Here is a 17315-nt window from a genome sequence, read left to right on the forward strand (position 1 = left end):
TCACCCGTTCATCATTCGAAACCCGGACCCTTGCGGCCCGGGCAGATCCGTATTCGAAGCACCCGCGCGGCGGCGCCGCGATCAGGTCTTGCCCTTGTGCGAAAGAACGCGCCCCACAGGTATGCAGGACGCGCATTGCCGTCGAGTCTACCCCGGTGCCCACCGCGCAAGCACATCAGTTTTACGGTGCAGCGGTGACGAACACTCCCTCGCAGCCGCCGTCGGGCGGTTCGCCGCGCCGCTCCGGTGACTGGTTGCTCCAGCTCGCGCTCGGTGTCTTCACGGTCGGCCTGCTGGCGATCGTCGCCATTTTCCTGACGCCGATCTTCACCGACGGCAAGCCGGGGCTGTGGCTGTATCTGCTGGCGATGCTGACGCCGATCGGATTCGTCTTGGCGCTGGTGTTCACCCTGCGCTCCGGCAGACGAGCCAAGTGACGTCAACTAGTTACCCAGGGCAATCGTTACCCAATCCGGCCTGTGATCCTCATCACATAACGGCCAGGTAACAGAACGTTCTTGCACCCACCGCCCCCACCGTGCAGCCCGCCTAGCTGCACAGAGTGGTCTATGCCCGCCCGAGACCACTCCGAGACCCCCGCGTACACGCCGGTTACCAAATGGTGATTTTTCGCGAAGTTCGTCGTACCGTCTTACCCAGCCGGGATACCCGGCAACCAACCACCGGCCCGCCGCACCGAACCTCACCCCGCGGGTACCGGACCCCCGACGGAATTGAGGGGTGAGGGCGGGACGGACGACCTCTCAGTCCGAACCCGAGCGAGAGCGCCTCGCAGGTGCGTACGAGAGGAAGACGAACCCGATATGAGTGGACGCCATCGCAAGCCAACCTCCACCGGGCGCACCGTAGCCAAGGTCGCCGTCACCGGCGCCATCATGGGCACCGCGGGCGTGGCCCTCGCCGGAAACGCCAGCGCGGCACCCGACTCCGACTGGGATCGACTCGCGCAGTGTGAGGCCGGGGGTAACTGGGCGATCAATACCGGCAACGGTTACCAAGGCGGACTTCAGTTCTCCCCGAGCACCTGGAAGGCCCACGGCGGCGGCGAATACGCGGCCACCGCGAATCAGGCCACCCGCGAGCAGCAGATCGCTGTCGCCGAGCGTGTGCTCGCCTCTCAGGGCTGGGGCGCATGGCCCTCCTGCTCGGCCTCGCTCGGCCTGAGCAGCGGCCCGACCCAGCGTTCGGTCCCCGCCGAGTCGGAGAGCCCGCGCTGGCAGCCCGCACCGCAGCAGCAGGCCGCACCGCAGCAGGCGGCCGCCGACAGCAGCCAGCAGGTCTTCGACGCCGTCGACCGCGCCATCGCGGTGGTGCAGGCACAGGGCGTCCAGGTGCCGCAGCAGGCGCTCGATGTGTTCAACGCCGCCAAGGCCAACGGCACCAAGCTCGACCCGGCCGTCGTGAACTTCTTCGAGGCGAACAAGGGTCTGCTCCCCTCCTGACCCGAGTCTCTACGACCGTGGCCCCGCATCCCATCGGATGCGGGGCCACAGTCGTTTTCGCGTATTGCGGTCGGATGCGCTATCCGCGCCAGGCAGGAACCGGCACGGCGGCGGGTGGCGAAACCACTTCGGCACCGGGCACGCTGGATCGAACCCCGGACACGCCGAAGCCGTCCGCGGACATGCGTCTACGCGGACGGACTGTCGAGAGCATCGCCGATCGCGATGAACGTCCGAAGGCGACGGCCTTCGTATCGCCCACGGTCCGCGACGACGCCGACGGACGCGGGCAACCGGCTCAGCGGTTGATAACGGTGTTCGGGTGGACGTACGGCAGCTTGTCGGCGGCCACCGGGAATTCGGTGTCCTCGCCGAACGGGGACAGGTTGCCGGAGCGCGAGGACGACAGCTCGGTCACCGCATGCTCACCGTCGGCGACCTGCGGCCAGCCGTTGTCGACATAGGGCTTCTTCGATTTGTTCACCACGCGCCCATTCTGGCATGAGGCCTGCGCGAACCGGGCACATGGTCGCCTCCCGATTGCGATGGCAGGCCGGCCGCGGCTCCTGCTCCGGCGGTGCGCGGGCACACATCGTAGGCTGAATCCGATGACCGGTACCGACTCTCTGGCCGACTGGCTCGGCGCCCGCAGCGATGCCGAGCTGGTGTCGCTGCTCGAGCTGCGGCCCGATCTGGCGGTGCCGCTGCCCTCCTCGATGACGGTGCTCGCCGCCCGCGCCGAACAGCGGGCCTCGGTGCTGCGCGCCGCCGACGAGCTCGACACTCTCGAGTTCGCCATCATCGAGACGCTGGCCGTGCGGGCCGCCTCGGCGCAGCTGCCGCTGACCCGTCGCGAGTTGAAGAAGCTGCTGCGCGAGCGGGTGAAGGCCGCACCGGTCGACGCCGCGCTGAAGCGGCTCACCGAGCGCGCTCTGGTCTGGTCCGACGGTGACGCCCTTCGCGTGGTTCCCGCCGCCGCGGAGGCACTTCCGTGGCCGATGGGCAGCACCACCGAACTACCGGACGCGCTGACCGAACCGGAGGTCACCGCCGCGCTGGCCGAGATCTCCCCCACCGAACGGGCTTTGCTGGACAAGCTGGCCGCCACCGGTCCGCGCGGACGCACCAAGGACGCCGCCCCCGGCACCCCGCCCGACCGTCCGGTGCAGCAGTTGCTGAGCCGGCGACTGCTGCGCCCGCTGGATGCGGAGACCGTGGAGTTGCCGCTCACCGTCGCCCAGGTGCTGCGCGGCGAGCCCGTCACCGATCCGCACGCGCTCACCCCGCCGGCGCCGGCCACCACCACCCACGCACCGGATGAGGTGAACGCGGTGTCCGCCGGTGAGGTCGGTGAGCTGCTGCGCCATTGCGCGAGCGTGCTGGAGGTTCTCGGCCAGGCGCCCGCACCCGCCCTGCGCGCCGGCGGTCTCGGCGTGCGCGAGACCCGCCGGATCGCCAAGCACACCGGCACCGACGAACAGCGCACCGGCCTGCTCATCGAGCTACTCGCCGCCGCCAAACTGATCGACCGCGGGCTGCCGGATCCACCGCCGGATATCGAGAGCACCGACGATTTCTGGGCGCCCACTCCCGCCGCCGACTCCTGGCTGGAAGCGCCACCGGCGCGGCGCTGGGTGACGCTGGCACAGGCCTGGCTGGAATCGGATCGGGTGCCGTGGATGATCGGCATGCGCGACGCCAACGACAAACCCCTGGCCGCGCTCGCCCATGAACTGCGCACCCCGCACGCGATCCGCGACCGGCGCGCGATGCTCGCGGTGCTGGCGGAGCTGCCCGCGGGCAGCTCACTCGAACCGTCCGGCGCGGCCCGCCTGCTGGCCTGGCGGGCACCGCGCTGGCGCAGGCATTTCCGGCTCGAGGCGGTCGAGCGCACCTTCGGGGAGGCGGCGGCGCTCGGGATCATCGGTCGTGGCGCGTTGAGCGGCCCCGGGCGGGCGCTGCTGGCGGAGCAGTCCGACAGCGCCGGCGCGGCGGAAGCGGCGATGGAGCAGGCGCTGCCGGATCCGGTGGATCACGTCCTGGTGCAGGCGGATCTGACGGTGATCGCGCCCGGCCCGCTCACGGCGGACCTGCAGAGCCGGATCGCGCTGGTCGCCGATGTCGAATCAGCGGGCGCGGCCACCGTGTACCGGATCGGCGAGACCTCGGTGCGGCGCGCGCTCGATGCCGGGCTCACCGCCGCCGAACTCCACGGGCTGTTCAGCAGGCACTCGCGCACCCCGATCCCGCAGGCCCTGACCTACCTGATCGACGATGTGGCGCGGCGGCACGGTCAGTTGCGGGCGGGCATGGCGCAGTCGTTCGTCCGCAGCGACGATCCGGCGCTCCTGACCCAGGTGCTCAACGCGCCGGTGGCGGCGGAGCTGGCCTTGCGCGCGATCGCCCCGACGGTCGCCATCTCGCAGGCCCCGCTGGGCGAACTGCTCGACCGGTTGCGGGCCGCGGGTTTCGCACCGGCCGGGGAGGATTCGGCGGGCATGATTGTGGACCTGCGCCGGCGCGGCGCCCGCATCGCGGTGCGCCCCCATGCCAGGCAGGCATATCGGCCGGTGCCGCCGAGCACCGAACAGCTGGAACTGCTGGTGCGGGAATTGCGGGCCGGTGAGCGGGCCGCCGGAGCCAGGTCGACGCAGTCGGTGCGCCCCGACGGCACCCGCACCGGCACCGCCGCGACGCTGGCCCTGCTGCAACTGGCCGCGCGCGGGCGCCGGGCGGTGAACATCGGTTACGTCGACGCGGCGGGCACCGCCATTCAGCGGGTGGTCGAGCCGGTGCGGATCGGCAACGGTCAGCTCGACGCGGTGGATCCGGTGACCGGCGCGGTCCGGCACTTCACGCTGCACCGCATCGCGTCGGTCGCGCTGATCGATTGAGTCGCGACGCGTAGTTCGCAATACGACCTGAATGGCCGGCCTCGCTCGACAGCTCGAAACAGCGTTGGGCACGCGGAAACAACTCGGGCCGTGCCTGGATGGCACGGCCCGTTCCGGACGACAGGGCTGATCAGGCCTTGGGATCGCCGAGGCAGAAGGTGGTCTTGGGATCGGCCACCGTGATGAACTTGTTGGCATCCGCGCCGCACAGCAGCTCGTCGACCTGACCATCGATGCGCTGGATCACTCGGAAGCTGGCTTCCGGCGAGGCGCAATCGGCGAAGCTGTAGCCGGAGAGCGTGCTGTCGGCGTAGCAGCTGCCCTGCTTGAAATTGGGCGCCAGGCACAGGAACGCGGTGGTTCCGCCATTGAGGGTCTCCTCGTAGGAGGTGTAGTCCTCGGCGCATTCGGTCTTGGTGTCGTGGGTCTGGACGACCTTGTAGACGGCCTTGTCCGATGAGCAATCCACCGGCTCGGTCTCGGAGTCGACCGCCGAACTGCTGATGACATTGATGCAGTCGCCGACCTCGGACTTCGCCGTATCGGACTTGCCCGCGTCCTCGAACATCGAACATCCGGTCACCGCAACCGCCAGCGCGACCGCTGCGACGAAAGCGAGCATGATGCGCGCCAGCAGCCGCGTTCCTGGGAACTTCACGTGAAAACCTCTCTCACCGAAGCGTTCACTGGATCATGAACGCGCGGGTGAGGATACCCGCACGATCATGAGGGCCGCATCTGGTCGGATCGCGGCGCCCGATGCTCAGTAGATGCTGGAGAAGCCGAGAATCGACAGGGCGAGGATGCTCGGGAGCAGTCGGCCGAGCATTTGGAAACCGAAATAATTCATCAGTAGTGCCTTCCACATTTCGCCCACGTAATGGACGTACGTCCAATCCGAACACTGAGTCGGTGCCGGACGGCGCGTTGTTACGCCCACCGAGTATGGACTGCCCAGCCGATGGCCGCGACCGCTGCGATCACCCTGCCTGAGCTCAATATTCCTGTCTGCCAGTGACTCTGATCACATGGTGGCGTGTGTGCGCCACTCAGGTCCTGAGGTCACCGGGGAACAGGTATTCGTCCGGCGGCGGCGCGGCCTGATCGAGCCACGCGGCGAAGAAACCGGTCAGATCGACGGCGGACTTGGACTGGATGAAGTCACGGAACTGTGGCATGGACGCGTTGCCGTAGGCGTTGGCAGTGGCGAACTCGCGCAGCGCGGCGAAGAAGACGTCATCGCCGAGCTGCTTGCGCAGCGCGTGCAGGAACAGCGGTCCCCGGTAGTACACGGAGGTGAATTCGTTTCCGGCACCGGGGTTTTGCAGCGGGATGTCCCAGAAATGCGGCATCGTCGCGGCCTGGGCGATGGTGTCGCGATACATCGCGTCGACGTCGGCGCCTTCCATCCGCTCCGGCCACAGGTAATCGGCGGTGTAGCTGGCAAGGCATTCGTTGAGGCAAATATCGGCCCAGCTGTACACCGACACCGAATCGCCCCACCACTGATGCGCGATTTCGTGCACCACGGTGTTCAGATCGGTCCACGGTGCGTAGATCGGGCGGGTCTGGGTTTCCAGCGAGAACGACAGCTGCGCGTCGACGTAGATGCCACCGGAGGTGTCGAACGGGTATGGGCCGTACAGGGATTCGGTGAAATCGAGGATCTCCGGCAGACGCTGCTCATGTTCGCGATTGCCTGTGGCGCCCGGTGCGAACGCGCTCACCAGCGGGGTGCCGTCGGCGCGGCGCTGCTCGAGATAGGTGAACTTGTCGATGGCGATGGTGGTGAGGTAGCCGAGGATGGGCTGGCGCGCTTCCCAGCTCACCGTGCGCGAACCGTCACGGACCTCGTCGCGGGTGCGGATGCCGTTGGACACCACCTCCCATTCGGCGGGCACGGTGGCGTGCACGGTGAAGGTGGCCTTGTCACGGGGAGTGTCGTTGAGCGGATACCAGCTGGTGGCCGAATGCGGTTCGCCGGCGACGAAGGCGCCGCCGCTGGGGGCGAAGGTCCAGCCCGCGCCCGCCGAGTCCGTCGCCGGGCCCGCGTATTCGACGGTCACCGTGAACGGCAGCCCGGGCAGCAGCGGCAGCCACGGCCGCACCGTCAGTTCGTGCTCGCCGTTGCGCTCGAAACCGGCGGCGATGTTGTTCACCATGACCCGCTGCACCGGCGGCCCGGCGAAATCCAGGTTGAACGAGGTGAGGGCCTGGGTGGCGGTGGCATCGATACGCGTGGAGCCGGTGAGCTGCCTGGCGATCGGCTCATACCCGATGCCCACCTCGTAATGGCGCACGTCGTAGCCGCCGTTGCCGTCCAGCGGGTAGTAGGGATCGCCGAGTCCGGGTGCGCCGGCCAGCGGATCGTTCGCGGACTGCGCGCTCGCCGGGCCCGCGAGCCCGAGCAGCAGCGCCGCCGCCACCGCGACGACCGATACGCCGGACAACCTCATACGAACCCACACCCCTCGTTCGACACCGCACCATCCGGTACCGGTGCACCGGCCCCGATGGATGGTAGTCGCCTCGCCCGCCGCTTCGGCTCGACGCCGCCGACGCGCCGAGTATGCGAAGAGCTTCGCGGGGCTCAGGAGCCGAGATCCCCGGGAAGCTGCTGCGGGTCCAGCAGCAAACGTTTGGCCGAGCTGCGGCGGACCTTGTCGGCTAGGGCGAGGTTGTCCGACAGCAGCCGCCACTCCACCTCGCTGATGGCGGCCCGGGCCCGTTCGATGACGCTGCCGTCGCGGGTGCCCCAGGCGATGGGCATGGCATTGACCGTCTGGCGCAGCTCACCAACGGCCCTGGAGGCGTGGTCGCCGCGCACCGCGATCGACGGCACCCGCTCCCCCGCCTTGGCTTCGTGTCCCGGCAGCGCCCGCACCTTGCGCACCACCAGCGCGTAGCGGGCCTCGCCGGTGTCGGGCCTGCCGACGTTCACCAGCGCGAGCAGCACCATCCCGCTCGGGTAGGTATGCGAGACGACGGCCGGGACCAGCTCACCTTCGGCATACAGCTTGTCGATGCGGGAACGGCGCGGCACCCACAGCGCCACCCACAGTGCGGTGACCGCGCCCAGCGCCGAGGCGACGGCCAGCAGATAGGACCAGGGGTGGTTCAACCAGACCAGGTAGGCGGTGACGGCCGCCGCGATCGCCGCGGCGATCACCGCACTGATGCGCAACCGGCGCAGGTCCGCGACAACTTCGTTGACCGCATGGGCATGGCTGCGGTCCACCACGAATTCGAAGCGTCGCACGTCTTATTCCTAGCACAGGTTGTGGAGGTGGATCCTCCGCTTATCCGATGGGTGGTCCCAGCAAGTCGTCAGCATCGGTGATGCGATAGGCATACCCCTGTTCGGCCAGGAAACGCTGACGATGCGCCGCGTACTCCGCGTCGAGCGTGTCGCGCGCGACCACCGAATAGAAATGCGCCTGACCCCCGTCCTGCTTCGGGCGCAACAGCCGGCCGAGTCGCTGCGCCTCCTCCTGCCTGGACCCGAAGGTACCCGAAACCTGCACCGCGACCGAGGCTTCGGGCAGGTCGATGGAGAAATTGGCGACCTTGCTCACCACCAGCACCGGGATCTCGCCCCGCCGGAAGGCGTCGAAAAGCGCTTCGCGCTCTTTGTTTCTCGTCGACCCCTGGATGATCGGCGCGTCGAGTGCCGCACCCAGTTCCTCCAGCTGTTCGAGATAGGCGCCGATCACCAGCGTCGGCGCGTCCCGGTGCTTGGCCAGGATGGATTCGACGACGGCGATCTTGGTGTGCGCGGTGGAGCAGAGCTTGTAGCGCTCCTCGGGTTCGGCGGTGGCGTAGGCCATGCGCTCGGCGTCGGTGAGCGTCACCCGCACCTCGATGCAGTCGGCGGGGGCGATCCAGCCCTGCGCCTCGATGTCCTTCCACGGCGCGTCATAGCGTTTCGGGCCGATCAGGGAGAACACATCGCCTTCGCGCCCGTCCTCGCGGACCAGGGTGGCGGTGAGCCCGAGACGACGCCGCGATTGCAGGTCGGCGGTCATCCGGAACACCGGCGCGGGCAGCAGATGCACCTCGTCGTAGATGACCAGGCCCCAGTCGCGGCTGTCGAACAGTTCCAGATGCTTGTACTCACCCTTGGTGCGCCGGGTGATCACCTGATAGGTGGCGATGGTGACCGGACGGATCTCCTTGCGTTCGCCGGAGTACTCACCGATCTCGTCCTCGGTGAGCGAGGTGCGCGCCAGCAGCTCGCGCCGCCACTGCCGTCCGGCCACGGTATTGGTGACCAGGATCAACGTGGTGGCCTTCGCCCGCGCCATGGCGGCCGCGCCGACCATGGTCTTGCCCGCACCACACGGCAGCACCACCACACCCGAGCCACCGGCCCAGAACGAATCGGCGGCCATCTCCTGGTAGTCGCGCAGGTGCCAGTGGCCGCCGGTGTAATCGAGCTCGATCGGGTGCGCTTCACCGTCGACGTATCCGGCCAGGTCCTCGGCGGGCCAGCCGATCTTGAGCAACATCTGTTTGATGTGGCCGCGTTCGGACGGATGCACGACCACGGTGTCGTCATCGATGCGTTCGCCGAGCATCGGCGCGATCTTCTTGTGCCGCAGCACCTCCTCGAGCACCGCGCGGTCCAGGCTCACCAGGGTGAGTCCGTGCGCGGGATGCTTCACCAGCTGCAACCGGCCGTAGCGGGCCATGGTGTCGACGATGTCGACCAGCAGCGGCTGCGGCACCGCGTAGCGGGAGAAGTTGACCAGCGCGTCGACCACCTGCTCGGCGTCGTGCCCGGCGGCGCGGGCATTCCACAGCGCCAGCGGGGTGACCCGGTAGGTGTGCACATGCTCGGGCGCGCGCTCCAGCTCGGCGAAGGGCGCGATGGCCTGACGTGCCGCGTCGGCCAGTTCGTGATCGACCTCGAGCAGCAGCGTCTTGTCACTCTGAACGATTAGTGGACCTTCGGCCACCGGTGCCTCCTGTGATCTGCTCCCACCCATTGTTCCCGATCCCACCGACACACCCCCGCGACGACGGTACTCCCTGCTCACCGGCGGTGAGCAGGCCACCGGCGGCCAACTGGACCGAGACGAACGGGCGCCGCGCACACGAAGATCATCGGTATGATCGAGATCGCGGCGATGACGGGTGTGGCGGCAGCCGCGCTCGGCATGGTGCTCACTCCCGGCCCCAACATGATGTACCTGGTCTCGCGGACCGTATCGCAGGGCCGCCGCGCCGGATTGGTGTCACTGACCGGCGTCGCAGCCGGGTTCGGGGTGTATCTGCTGGCCGCGGTCGCCGGGATCACGGCGGTGTTCGCGGTGGTGCCCGGGTTGTATCTGGCCCTGAAACTGGCCGGCGCCGCCTACCTGTTGTGGCTGGCCTGGCAGGCGCTGCGGCCGGGCGGTGTGTCGGTGTTCACGCCGGCCACGCTGCCCGCGGACCCGGTCCGGCGGCTGTTCACCATGGGCTTGGTCACCAATCTGCTGAATCCGAAGATCGCGATCATGTACATGGCGCTGATCCCGCAATTCGTACATCCAGGACCGACGCCGGTGTGGGTGCAGAGCCTGTGCCTCGGCGCGATCCAGATCAGCGTCGCGTTGACGGTCAACGCGCTGATCGTGCTCGGTGCCGGGCAGGTCGCCGCGTTCTTCACCGCGCGGCCGGTGTGGTTGCGGATGCAGCGTTACTTCATGGGCACCGCGCTGGCCGGTATCGCTGCGGTCGTCGCCACCGATCGGGCGCGACCCGTGCCCGCCTGACACTCCGCCCGGCGGGGTCGGTGCCGCCGGGTAACCGCTCGATGTTCGCGCCCGGACGACTCCTTTGCGCAGAGCTATCGAGCCCGGTTCAGCAGCGTCGAGGGCAGTACCTCAGCCGATGGGCGCGCCGACACGCAGGCGCCGCACTCCTTCGTCCAGCGTCTCGTCGCGCTTGCAGAAGGTGAAGCGCACCAAGTGCTTCCACTCTTGCGGGTGGTCGGTGAAAACGCTGACCGGCACCGCGACCACGCCGAGCCGCGTGGGCAGCTCACGGCAGAACGCGAGACCGTCGGTGGCGCCGAAGGGCCGGATGTCGCCGCAGACGAAATAGCCGCCCGCACTGGAGTAGACGTGGAAGCCGGTGTCGGCCAAGGCCGATGACAACCGCAATCGCCGGTCCGACAGCGAAGTTCGCAGTGCGGCCACCCAGTCGAGTTCCTCGGTGAGCGCGTGCGCGACGGCAGGCTGGAACGGCCCGCCGGCCACGAAGGTCATGAACTGCTTGGCGGCGAGTACGCCGTCGATCAATTCCGGTGCGGCACAGACCCATCCGGTCTTCCACCCGGTGACGCTGAACGTCTTGGCCGCACTCGACACCACGAGCGTGCGCTCCCGCATTCCCGGCAGGGTGGACAGGCTGATGTGCTCGGCGCCGTCGAAGACCAGGTGTTCATAGACCTCGTCGCCCAGCACGAGCAGGTCGTGTTCGCAGGCGAGTTCGGCGATGGCGGTCAGATCGTGGCGATCGAGCACGGTGCCGGTGGGGTTGTGCGGCGAATTCACCATGATCATCCGGGTTTTCGACGTGATCGCGGCGCGCAGGCTGTCCAGGTCCAGCACGAATCGGTCGCCGTCCGCGACCAGCCGGGCGGTGCGCCGCTGCGCACCGGCGAGCGCGACGGCAGCGGCGTAGGAGTCGTAATAGGGCTCGATCAGCACCACTTCCTGGCCGGGTTCCACCAGGCCGAGCACCGCCGCGCTGATCGCCTCGGTCGCGCCGACGGTCACCAGGACCTCGGTTTCCGGGTCGTATTCGGTGCCGTAGCGGCGCGCGCGGTCGGCGGCGATGGCCCGGCGCAGGACAGGCATGCCCCGGCCCGGCGGGTACTGGTTGAGGCCGTCGGCGATGGCCTGCCTGGCCACCTCGAGCATGCCCGCCGGACCGTCGGAATCGGGGAATCCCTGACCGAGGTTGATCGCGTCGTGCCGGACGGCCAGCTCGGTCATCTCAGCGAAGATCGTGGCGCCGAAGGGCCGCAGGCGGGCGACGGTCTGGGGGTGCTGGCGCATATCGGCGAGCCTAGAGCGCGGCGGAATCCCGCCAGAATTAGCCCGCGAATCGCTAACGTTGCCACCAGATAGCGAACAGCTATGTTTCACATTTATTTTCCGGCCTCTACCTGCATGGTTGTGCGTTGTCCCATAGGCAGCTAGCCTCGCCGTGTTCTATTTCACAGCCCGTCACGGCGGGCATCTCGAAAGGGGCGTCTATGGCCTCATACCTCGATCTGATAGCGAATCCGGCCGCGTCGGAGGTCGCCGGATTCCTGTTGGGTCAGCTTCGCGACGTAGCCCATGACCTGATCGCGGGCTTCGGTTCCTCGACTCCCGACTGGGGTCTGGGATCGTCGACCGGCGATCACAGCACCGGTTCCTCGACCGGCGACTGGTTCACCGGCTCGGCTACGCCGTAGCGCAGAACCCGCCGGGCCGGGATGCGCGGCCCGGTCCGGCGGGGGCGCTCGCCCTGCTCAGCCGATACGAACGCCCGCGAGTTTGTCCGGGTTGGCGATATCGTAAGTGCCCCAGACCAATCCATCGCGCACCGCGAAACCGAGCACCCGCCGCGGCGTCCCCGGATACCGCCCGTCCCCCGCCTGCTCGGGCACCAGCGCACCCAGCTGGCCGTTGACCGACACGATCTCCATCCGGCGCAGGAACTCTTCCCCGACGTCGGCCATGCCGTACTTGTGCAGCAGCCCGACGAAGAACCTGGCGATCTTGTCGCTTCCGTGCAGCACATTGATCGCCGTCGCGGTGGTGCCGTTGGCATCGCCGATCATCACCGCGTCCGGATGCAGCGCCGCCGTCACCGCCTGCACATCCCCCGTCGTCAGCGCCTCGAGCAGGCGCTGCACCGCGGCGGCATGGTCGTCGTCGGCGACCGGTTCCGGTGCCCGCGCCACCGACTTGCGCGCGCGCACCGCCAGCTGACGGGCCGCGTCCGGGGTGATCTCCAGAATGTCGGCGATCTCGTCGAAGGGCACCGAAAGCCCGTCGTGCAGCACGAACGCCACGCGCTGGGCCGGGGTGAGCGAATCGAGCACCACCATGGCGGCGAACCGGAATTCCTGCCTCCGCACCACCGCTTCCAACGGATCGGGTGCACTCGACGCACCGACTCCGGTGACCACCGGCTCCGGCAGCCACTGCCCCACATAGCTTTCCCGCCGGGCGGCCGCACTGCGCAAGCGGTCCAGGCAGATTCGGCTCACCACCGTCGTCAGCCAGGCCCGCAGATCCTCGATCTCGGACTGCCTGGCGCCGGCCAGCCGCAGCCAGCTCTCCTGCACCGCGTCCTCGGCATCGGCCACACTGCCGGTCAACCGGTAGCCGACCGACAGCAGATGCGACCGATGCGATTCGAACAGGTCTGCGAGCAATGCGGCTACCACCAGTCGGAGTCTACGGACCGCGGATCATCCCTCCGCGCCGCCCTCACCTCCCGGAAAACCCGATGAACCGACCGGTGGGTCCGTGCCACCATGAGGCGATGGAGGAGCGGACACTCACCGACGGCACCGTCTGGCTGTCGCGGCCACGCACGGCCGACATCGACCCGATCGTGGCGCGCTGCCAGGAGCCGTCCATCGGCGAATGGGTGACGATCCCGCTGCCCTACGGCCGCAGCGACGCCGAAGCCTTCCTCACCGGCATGGTCGATCCGGGCTGGGCCGGACGCAGCCCTACCTGGGCGATCCGACCCGCCGAGGACGGACCGGTGATCGGCATGATCGCGCTCGGAGAGCGTGACGAGACGGCATCCGAGATCGGCTTCTGGCTCGGATCGGATGCCCGGGGCAAGGGCGTGATGTCGCGTGCGGTGCGACTGGTCTGCGATTTCGGCTTCGACCCTGCGGGTTTGGGCCTGATCAGGATCAGCTGGCGTGCGTTCGTCGGCAACTATGCGTCGGCGGCGGTGGTGCGCCGCAACGGGTTCCGCTATGAGGGCACCGACAGGTTGGGCGGCCTTCAGCGTGGAGTCCGGCGCGACAGCTGGCTCGGTGCCCGGTTGGTCACCGATCCGCCCGCACCGGCTACGGACTGGCCGGCGCACACAATCGGGGATCCGGTTCGGTCGGAGCCGGGTACCCGGTGAATCGACGCGAGCCACGGGCCTCGTCTTCGGCGGGTGATCCCGCTGCTCAGTTCGTACTCCACATCGATGGAGCGGCTGTGCACGTACCGATACTCACGTATCACCTGTGTATGGGTACAGATCATGTGCCGATATGCGCTGAATTTGCGTCCGTTAGGTGATTGTCGGCGTAGCTTCCACCGTATGTCCGCCCACGATGCGCGATTCCTCTGGTTCCGCGAGATCGTCGATCCGGCCCCGGCCGATCGCCTGCTGGAGATCGGACCCGGGTCCAGCGATTCGCTCGCGGTGCTGGCCGAACCGCTCGACACCGGCTACATCGTGGGGATCGACCGGTCCGCCACCGCGGTCGCGCGGGCGGCGAAACGGCATGCGGCACTGATCGAATCCGGGCGGGTGCGGGTGCGGCAGCTCGCGCTGGAGGAGCTGACTCGCGAGCACGCGGCCGAGTTGGCGCCGGGTGGATTCGACAAGATCCTCGCGGTCAATGTGAATGTGTTCTGGACCCGCGATCCGGCCGCCGAACTGGCGGTGCTGCGCGAATCGCTCGCACCGGGCGGCGCGCTGCACCTGTTCTACGGCTACGGCGAACCCGGTGATCGCACGTCGACAGCGGCCGCCACCACGCCGCGCAACCTCATCGACCATCTGACCGGGGCGGGCTTCGACGTCGGCACGGTCAGCTCGGGTGAGCTGCTCGGCGTCATCGCCACGCCCCGGTAGATCGTCTCGATCACCGCGGGGCCTCGGGACGTCAGCGCTCGCGGCGCCGCGCCACGGCCTCGGCCAGCCGGTCCAGCTGGGCGGCGGTGGTGTTCCAGTCGATGCAGGCGTCGGTGATGGACTGGCCGTAGGTGAGGTCCTCGGCGTGGCCGAGGGTCAGGTCCTGGCGGCCGGCCTCGATGAAGCTCTCCAGCATCACCCCGACCACGCCCTGTTCACCGGCGGCGAGCCGGTCGGCGATGTCGGTGACCACGTCGACCTGCTTGTTGTGGTCTTTGTTGCTGTTGCCGTGGCTGGCGTCGACGACGACGCGCTTGGGCAGCGACGCCTTCTCCAACCGCAGGCAGGCCTCGGCGACCGAGGCGGCGTCGTAGTTGGGGCCGGTGCTGCCGCCGCGCAGGATGACGTGGCAGTCCGGGTTTCCGGTGGTGCGGATCAGCGCCGCACGCCCGTCGAGGTCGGTGCCGGGGAAGACGTGGCTGGCCGCGGCGGCACGCACACCGTCGACGGCGACCTGCACGTCACCGTCGGTGCCGTTCTTGATGCCGACCGGCATGGACAGCGCGCTGCTCAGCTGACGATGCACCTGGCTGGCGGCGGTGCGGGCGCCGATCGCGCCGTAGGAGACCAGGTCCGCGATGTATTGCGGGGTGATCGGGTCGAGGAACTCACACGCCACCGGCAGGCCGAGCGCGGTGATGTCGGTGAGCAGTTTGCGGCCGATGCCGAGCCCGGTGTTGACGTCGAAGCTGCCGTCCAGGTGCGGATCGTTGATCAGGCCCTTCCAGCCGAGGGTGGTGCGCGGCTTCTCGAAGTACACCCGCATCACCACGTGCAGCCGGTCGTCGAGTTCGGCGGCCTTGGCGGCCAGGCGGCGCGCGTAGTCGAGCGCGGCGGCCGGGTCGTGCACCGAGCACGGTCCGACGATCACCATCAGGCGGTCGTCGTCGCCGTTGAGCACGTCGACGGTGGCCTTGCGGCCGGCGCGGACGGTGTCGGCGAGTTCGTCGGTGATGGCGTGCACGAGGCGAACCTCAGCCGGCGAACGCAGCGGGCTGACGCTGAGGGTGCGCTGATCGTCGAGATCGGAATGGCGGGAATCGACGTCTACTGCGGTGGTCATCGTGGGGTTGGTTCCTTATCTCCAGGCCGACCCACGGTGGTGAACCCCGTCGAGCCGGTCATCATCCGGCTCGGGGTGGGAATCTGGTCAGCGCGCGCGGTTGCCGCAGACCGGCCCACCCAGGGCCGGCTTGCTAAACCAGAAATACACGCGCTGCACGGAAGGCACGCTACCACGGGATGAACGCCGGGTGCCCGGCCGGGGCGGTGTGAGCTCAACTGCTGTGACCAGCACCACACGCGCGAACTCGGTCCCACCGGACCCATAACAGCGGCCGGCGCATATCAATTTTCGAGCGAAGCGAGACCGAGCCCCAAAGTTCGCGGCCAGTCTCGCGTCTCCGCTGCCGCTGCGCAAGCCGAAGGCAAGCAGCGGTAGCGGAGACGCGAGACATCCAGGGGCCGCGAACCGCGACGCCGGAGGCGGCGCAATCAGATACTGCCCGGGACGTAGCTGCCTGCTGGGGTGTGCGCGATGGCGTTCATCCGGTTCCACGCGTTGATCGCCGCGATGGCCGCGATGAGTCCGCCGATCTGGTTGTCGTCGTAGTACTTACGCACGAGCTCCCAGGTCTGTTCGCTGACGCCGCCGCCGTCGGCGATGCGGGTGGCCTCCTCGGTGAGCGCGAGTGCGGCGCGCTCCTCCTCGGTGAACACGGTGGCCTCGCGCCAGGCGGCGACCAGGTTGATGCGGGTGGGGTCTTCACCGGCGTGCGCGGCGTCCTTGGTGTGCATGTCGACGCAGAAGCTGCACCCGTTGATCTGGCTGGCGCGGATCTTGACGAGTTCGTAGGTGGCCGGTGCCAGGCCGGAGTCGTCGATGACCTTGCTCGCGGTCACCAGTCGCTTGGAGAAGCTTGCGGCGATCGGGTTGGCGTAGAGGTTCAGGCGCGGTTGCATTGTCGGTGCCCTTTCGGTGAATTCTGTTGGCTTCACCGAGATGACGATGCGGCACCGGGCAGGTGTGACATGCGGTGATAGTGAGCTGGATCACACCGAGAAGTCGTAGCTGACCCCGGTCAGTTTCTCTGACAGTTCCCACAGGCCACGCGCGGTTTCCTGATCCCTGGAGCGCTTGTTCGAGCCCACCCGGCCCGGATGTCCGCGCATGCCGCGGAAGCCGGTCGGGCCGTAGTAGCCGCCCGGTTCGACGTCGGCGGTGGCCGCGTACAGCTCGGGCAGCGCGCCCATCTCGGCGCTCTGCGCGAACAGCCGATTGCCCAGCGACATCACCACGTCCTGGATGGATTCGGTGTGCGACTGGAGTTCGGTGGCCGCGTATCCGGGATGGGCGGCCACCGACAGTTTCGACCAGCCGGCCGCGGTCAGCCTGCGTTGCAGTTCATAGGCGAACAAGAGGTTGGCGAGCTTGGCCTGCCCGTAGGCCTGCCAGCGGCGGTACTTGCGGCGCTGCCAGTTGAGGTCGTCGAGTTCGATGACGCCGAGCCGGTGCATATCGCTCGACACCGTCACGACCCGATCGGAGATGCGGCCGAGCAGCAGTCCGGTGAGCGCGAAATGACCGAGATGGTTTGTGCCGATCTGCATTTCGAAGCCGTCGGCGGTGCGGGCGTACGGCACGGCCATCACGCCGGCGTTGTTGATGAGGACGTCGACGCGGTCTACGGAGGCCGCGAATTCGCGCACCGACGACAGGTCGGCGAGGTCGAGCCTGCGCACCTCGGCGAGCGGTCCGATCTCGTCGGCGACCGCCTTGCCCTTGTCGACATTGCGACAGGCCAGCACCACCCGCGCGCCGGCTCCGGCCAGGGCCCGCGCGGCCACGGCGCCGAGTCCGCTGTTGGCGCCGGTGACGATGAAGATCCGGCCCTGCTGATCGGGGATGTCGGAGACGCTCCAGCCAGTCATGCGGCGAGTCTAGCGACCGGCCGCCCTTCACGCGGGCCACGAAGTCTGCGGTCTGTCGCCGAAGCCCCACCACCCTGAGATAGGGTTGCCTTACCTACATAACTGAACC

17 protein-coding genes are annotated in these 17315 nt (G+C 68.3%); 7 read left to right on the forward strand and 10 right to left on the reverse strand.

Translation table 11 applies throughout. The features are described from left to right. Window positions 1–194 precede the first annotated feature (194 nt). Both FEK34_RS02405 and FEK34_RS02410 read left to right on the forward strand, forming a co-directional pair. The gene (locus tag FEK34_RS02405; protein WP_249358250.1) at window positions 195–437 is read left to right on the forward strand and encodes a hypothetical protein; all 243 of its coding nucleotides are present in this window, start codon (window positions 195–197) and stop codon (window positions 435–437) included. A gap of 387 nt (window positions 438–824) precedes the next feature. Next, entirely contained in the window at window positions 825–1463 is a 639-nt protein-coding gene (locus FEK34_RS02410; RefSeq protein ID WP_138446191.1) for a resuscitation-promoting factor Rpf1 domain-containing protein, read from the forward strand. A 298-nt stretch (window positions 1464–1761) separates the two neighbouring features. Here FEK34_RS02410 and FEK34_RS02415 read toward each other — a convergent pair whose 3' ends face one another. Further along, entirely contained in the window at window positions 1762–1950 is a 189-nt protein-coding gene (locus FEK34_RS02415) for a hypothetical protein (RefSeq protein WP_138446192.1), read from the reverse strand. Window positions 1951–2071: 121 nt separating this feature from the next. Here FEK34_RS02415 and FEK34_RS02420 point away from each other — a divergent pair, with 121 nt between their 5' ends. Further along, window positions 2072–4357, forward strand: a complete 2286-nt coding sequence (locus FEK34_RS02420) for a helicase-associated domain-containing protein (protein ID WP_138446193.1) — start codon at window positions 2072–2074, stop codon at window positions 4355–4357. Between the two features lie 130 nt (window positions 4358–4487). Here FEK34_RS02420 and FEK34_RS02425 read toward each other — a convergent pair whose 3' ends face one another. The 4 genes from FEK34_RS02425 to FEK34_RS02440 all read right to left on the reverse strand — a co-directional run bounded on the left by FEK34_RS02425 (window position 4488) and on the right by FEK34_RS02440 (window position 9315). Then, entirely contained in the window at window positions 4488–5015 is a 528-nt protein-coding gene (locus FEK34_RS02425; protein WP_138446194.1) for an LppU/SCO3897 family protein, read from the reverse strand. 391 nt (window positions 5016–5406) lie between these two features. Then, the gene (locus FEK34_RS02430; RefSeq protein ID WP_138446195.1) at window positions 5407–6813 is read right to left on the reverse strand and encodes a M1 family metallopeptidase; all 1407 of its coding nucleotides are present in this window, start codon (window positions 6811–6813) and stop codon (window positions 5407–5409) included. Between the two features lie 134 nt (window positions 6814–6947). Beyond that, window positions 6948–7616, reverse strand: coding sequence for a DUF3239 domain-containing protein (locus tag FEK34_RS02435; protein ID WP_138446196.1), 669 nt, complete (start codon window positions 7614–7616; stop codon window positions 6948–6950). Window positions 7617–7656: 40 nt separating this feature from the next. Then, window positions 7657–9315 (reverse strand): DNA repair helicase XPB, encoded by a 1659-nt coding sequence (locus FEK34_RS02440; protein WP_138446197.1) that lies wholly within the window; start codon window positions 9313–9315, stop codon window positions 7657–7659. 153 nt (window positions 9316–9468) lie between these two features. Here FEK34_RS02440 and FEK34_RS02445 point away from each other — a divergent pair, with 153 nt between their 5' ends. Next, window positions 9469–10113, forward strand: coding sequence for a LysE family translocator (locus FEK34_RS02445; RefSeq protein WP_138446198.1), 645 nt, complete (start codon window positions 9469–9471; stop codon window positions 10111–10113). 111 nt (window positions 10114–10224) lie between these two features. Here FEK34_RS02445 and FEK34_RS02450 read toward each other — a convergent pair whose 3' ends face one another. Continuing rightward, the gene (locus FEK34_RS02450) at window positions 10225–11403 is read right to left on the reverse strand and encodes a pyridoxal phosphate-dependent aminotransferase (RefSeq protein WP_138446199.1); all 1179 of its coding nucleotides are present in this window, start codon (window positions 11401–11403) and stop codon (window positions 10225–10227) included. A 200-nt stretch (window positions 11404–11603) separates the two neighbouring features. Between FEK34_RS02450 and FEK34_RS02455 the strand changes: the two genes are divergently transcribed. Next, window positions 11604–11807, forward strand: coding sequence for a hypothetical protein (locus tag FEK34_RS02455; protein WP_138446200.1), 204 nt, complete (start codon window positions 11604–11606; stop codon window positions 11805–11807). A 57-nt stretch (window positions 11808–11864) separates the two neighbouring features. Here FEK34_RS02455 and FEK34_RS02460 read toward each other — a convergent pair whose 3' ends face one another. Then, on the reverse strand, window positions 11865–12788 hold the full coding sequence (locus FEK34_RS02460) for a sigma-70 family RNA polymerase sigma factor (RefSeq protein ID WP_138446201.1): 924 nt from the start codon (window positions 12786–12788) through the stop codon (window positions 11865–11867). Window positions 12789–12886: 98 nt separating this feature from the next. Between FEK34_RS02460 and FEK34_RS02465 the strand changes: the two genes are divergently transcribed. Both FEK34_RS02465 and FEK34_RS02470 read left to right on the forward strand, forming a co-directional pair. Beyond that, the gene (locus FEK34_RS02465; RefSeq protein ID WP_138446202.1) at window positions 12887–13492 is read left to right on the forward strand and encodes a GNAT family N-acetyltransferase; all 606 of its coding nucleotides are present in this window, start codon (window positions 12887–12889) and stop codon (window positions 13490–13492) included. A 183-nt stretch (window positions 13493–13675) separates the two neighbouring features. Beyond that, window positions 13676–14215: a class I SAM-dependent methyltransferase gene (locus tag FEK34_RS02470; RefSeq protein ID WP_138446203.1), complete on the forward strand. Its 540-nt coding sequence runs from the start codon at window positions 13676–13678 to the stop codon at window positions 14213–14215. 31 nt (window positions 14216–14246) lie between these two features. Here FEK34_RS02470 and FEK34_RS02475 read toward each other — a convergent pair whose 3' ends face one another. The 3 genes from FEK34_RS02475 to FEK34_RS02485 all read right to left on the reverse strand — a co-directional run bounded on the left by FEK34_RS02475 (window position 14247) and on the right by FEK34_RS02485 (window position 17206). Then, entirely contained in the window at window positions 14247–15338 is a 1092-nt protein-coding gene (locus tag FEK34_RS02475; RefSeq protein WP_138446204.1) for a 3-deoxy-7-phosphoheptulonate synthase, read from the reverse strand. Between the two features lie 431 nt (window positions 15339–15769). Next, window positions 15770–16237 (reverse strand): carboxymuconolactone decarboxylase family protein, encoded by a 468-nt coding sequence (locus FEK34_RS02480; protein ID WP_138446205.1) that lies wholly within the window; start codon window positions 16235–16237, stop codon window positions 15770–15772. Between the two features lie 90 nt (window positions 16238–16327). After that, window positions 16328–17206: an oxidoreductase gene (locus FEK34_RS02485; RefSeq protein WP_138446206.1), complete on the reverse strand. Its 879-nt coding sequence runs from the start codon at window positions 17204–17206 to the stop codon at window positions 16328–16330. Window positions 17207–17315: the final 109 nt, after the last annotated feature.

The sequence above is a fragment of the Nocardia cyriacigeorgica genome (genome assembly GCF_005863245.1).
Lineage (GTDB): Bacteria > Actinomycetota > Actinomycetes > Mycobacteriales > Mycobacteriaceae > Nocardia > Nocardia cyriacigeorgica_C.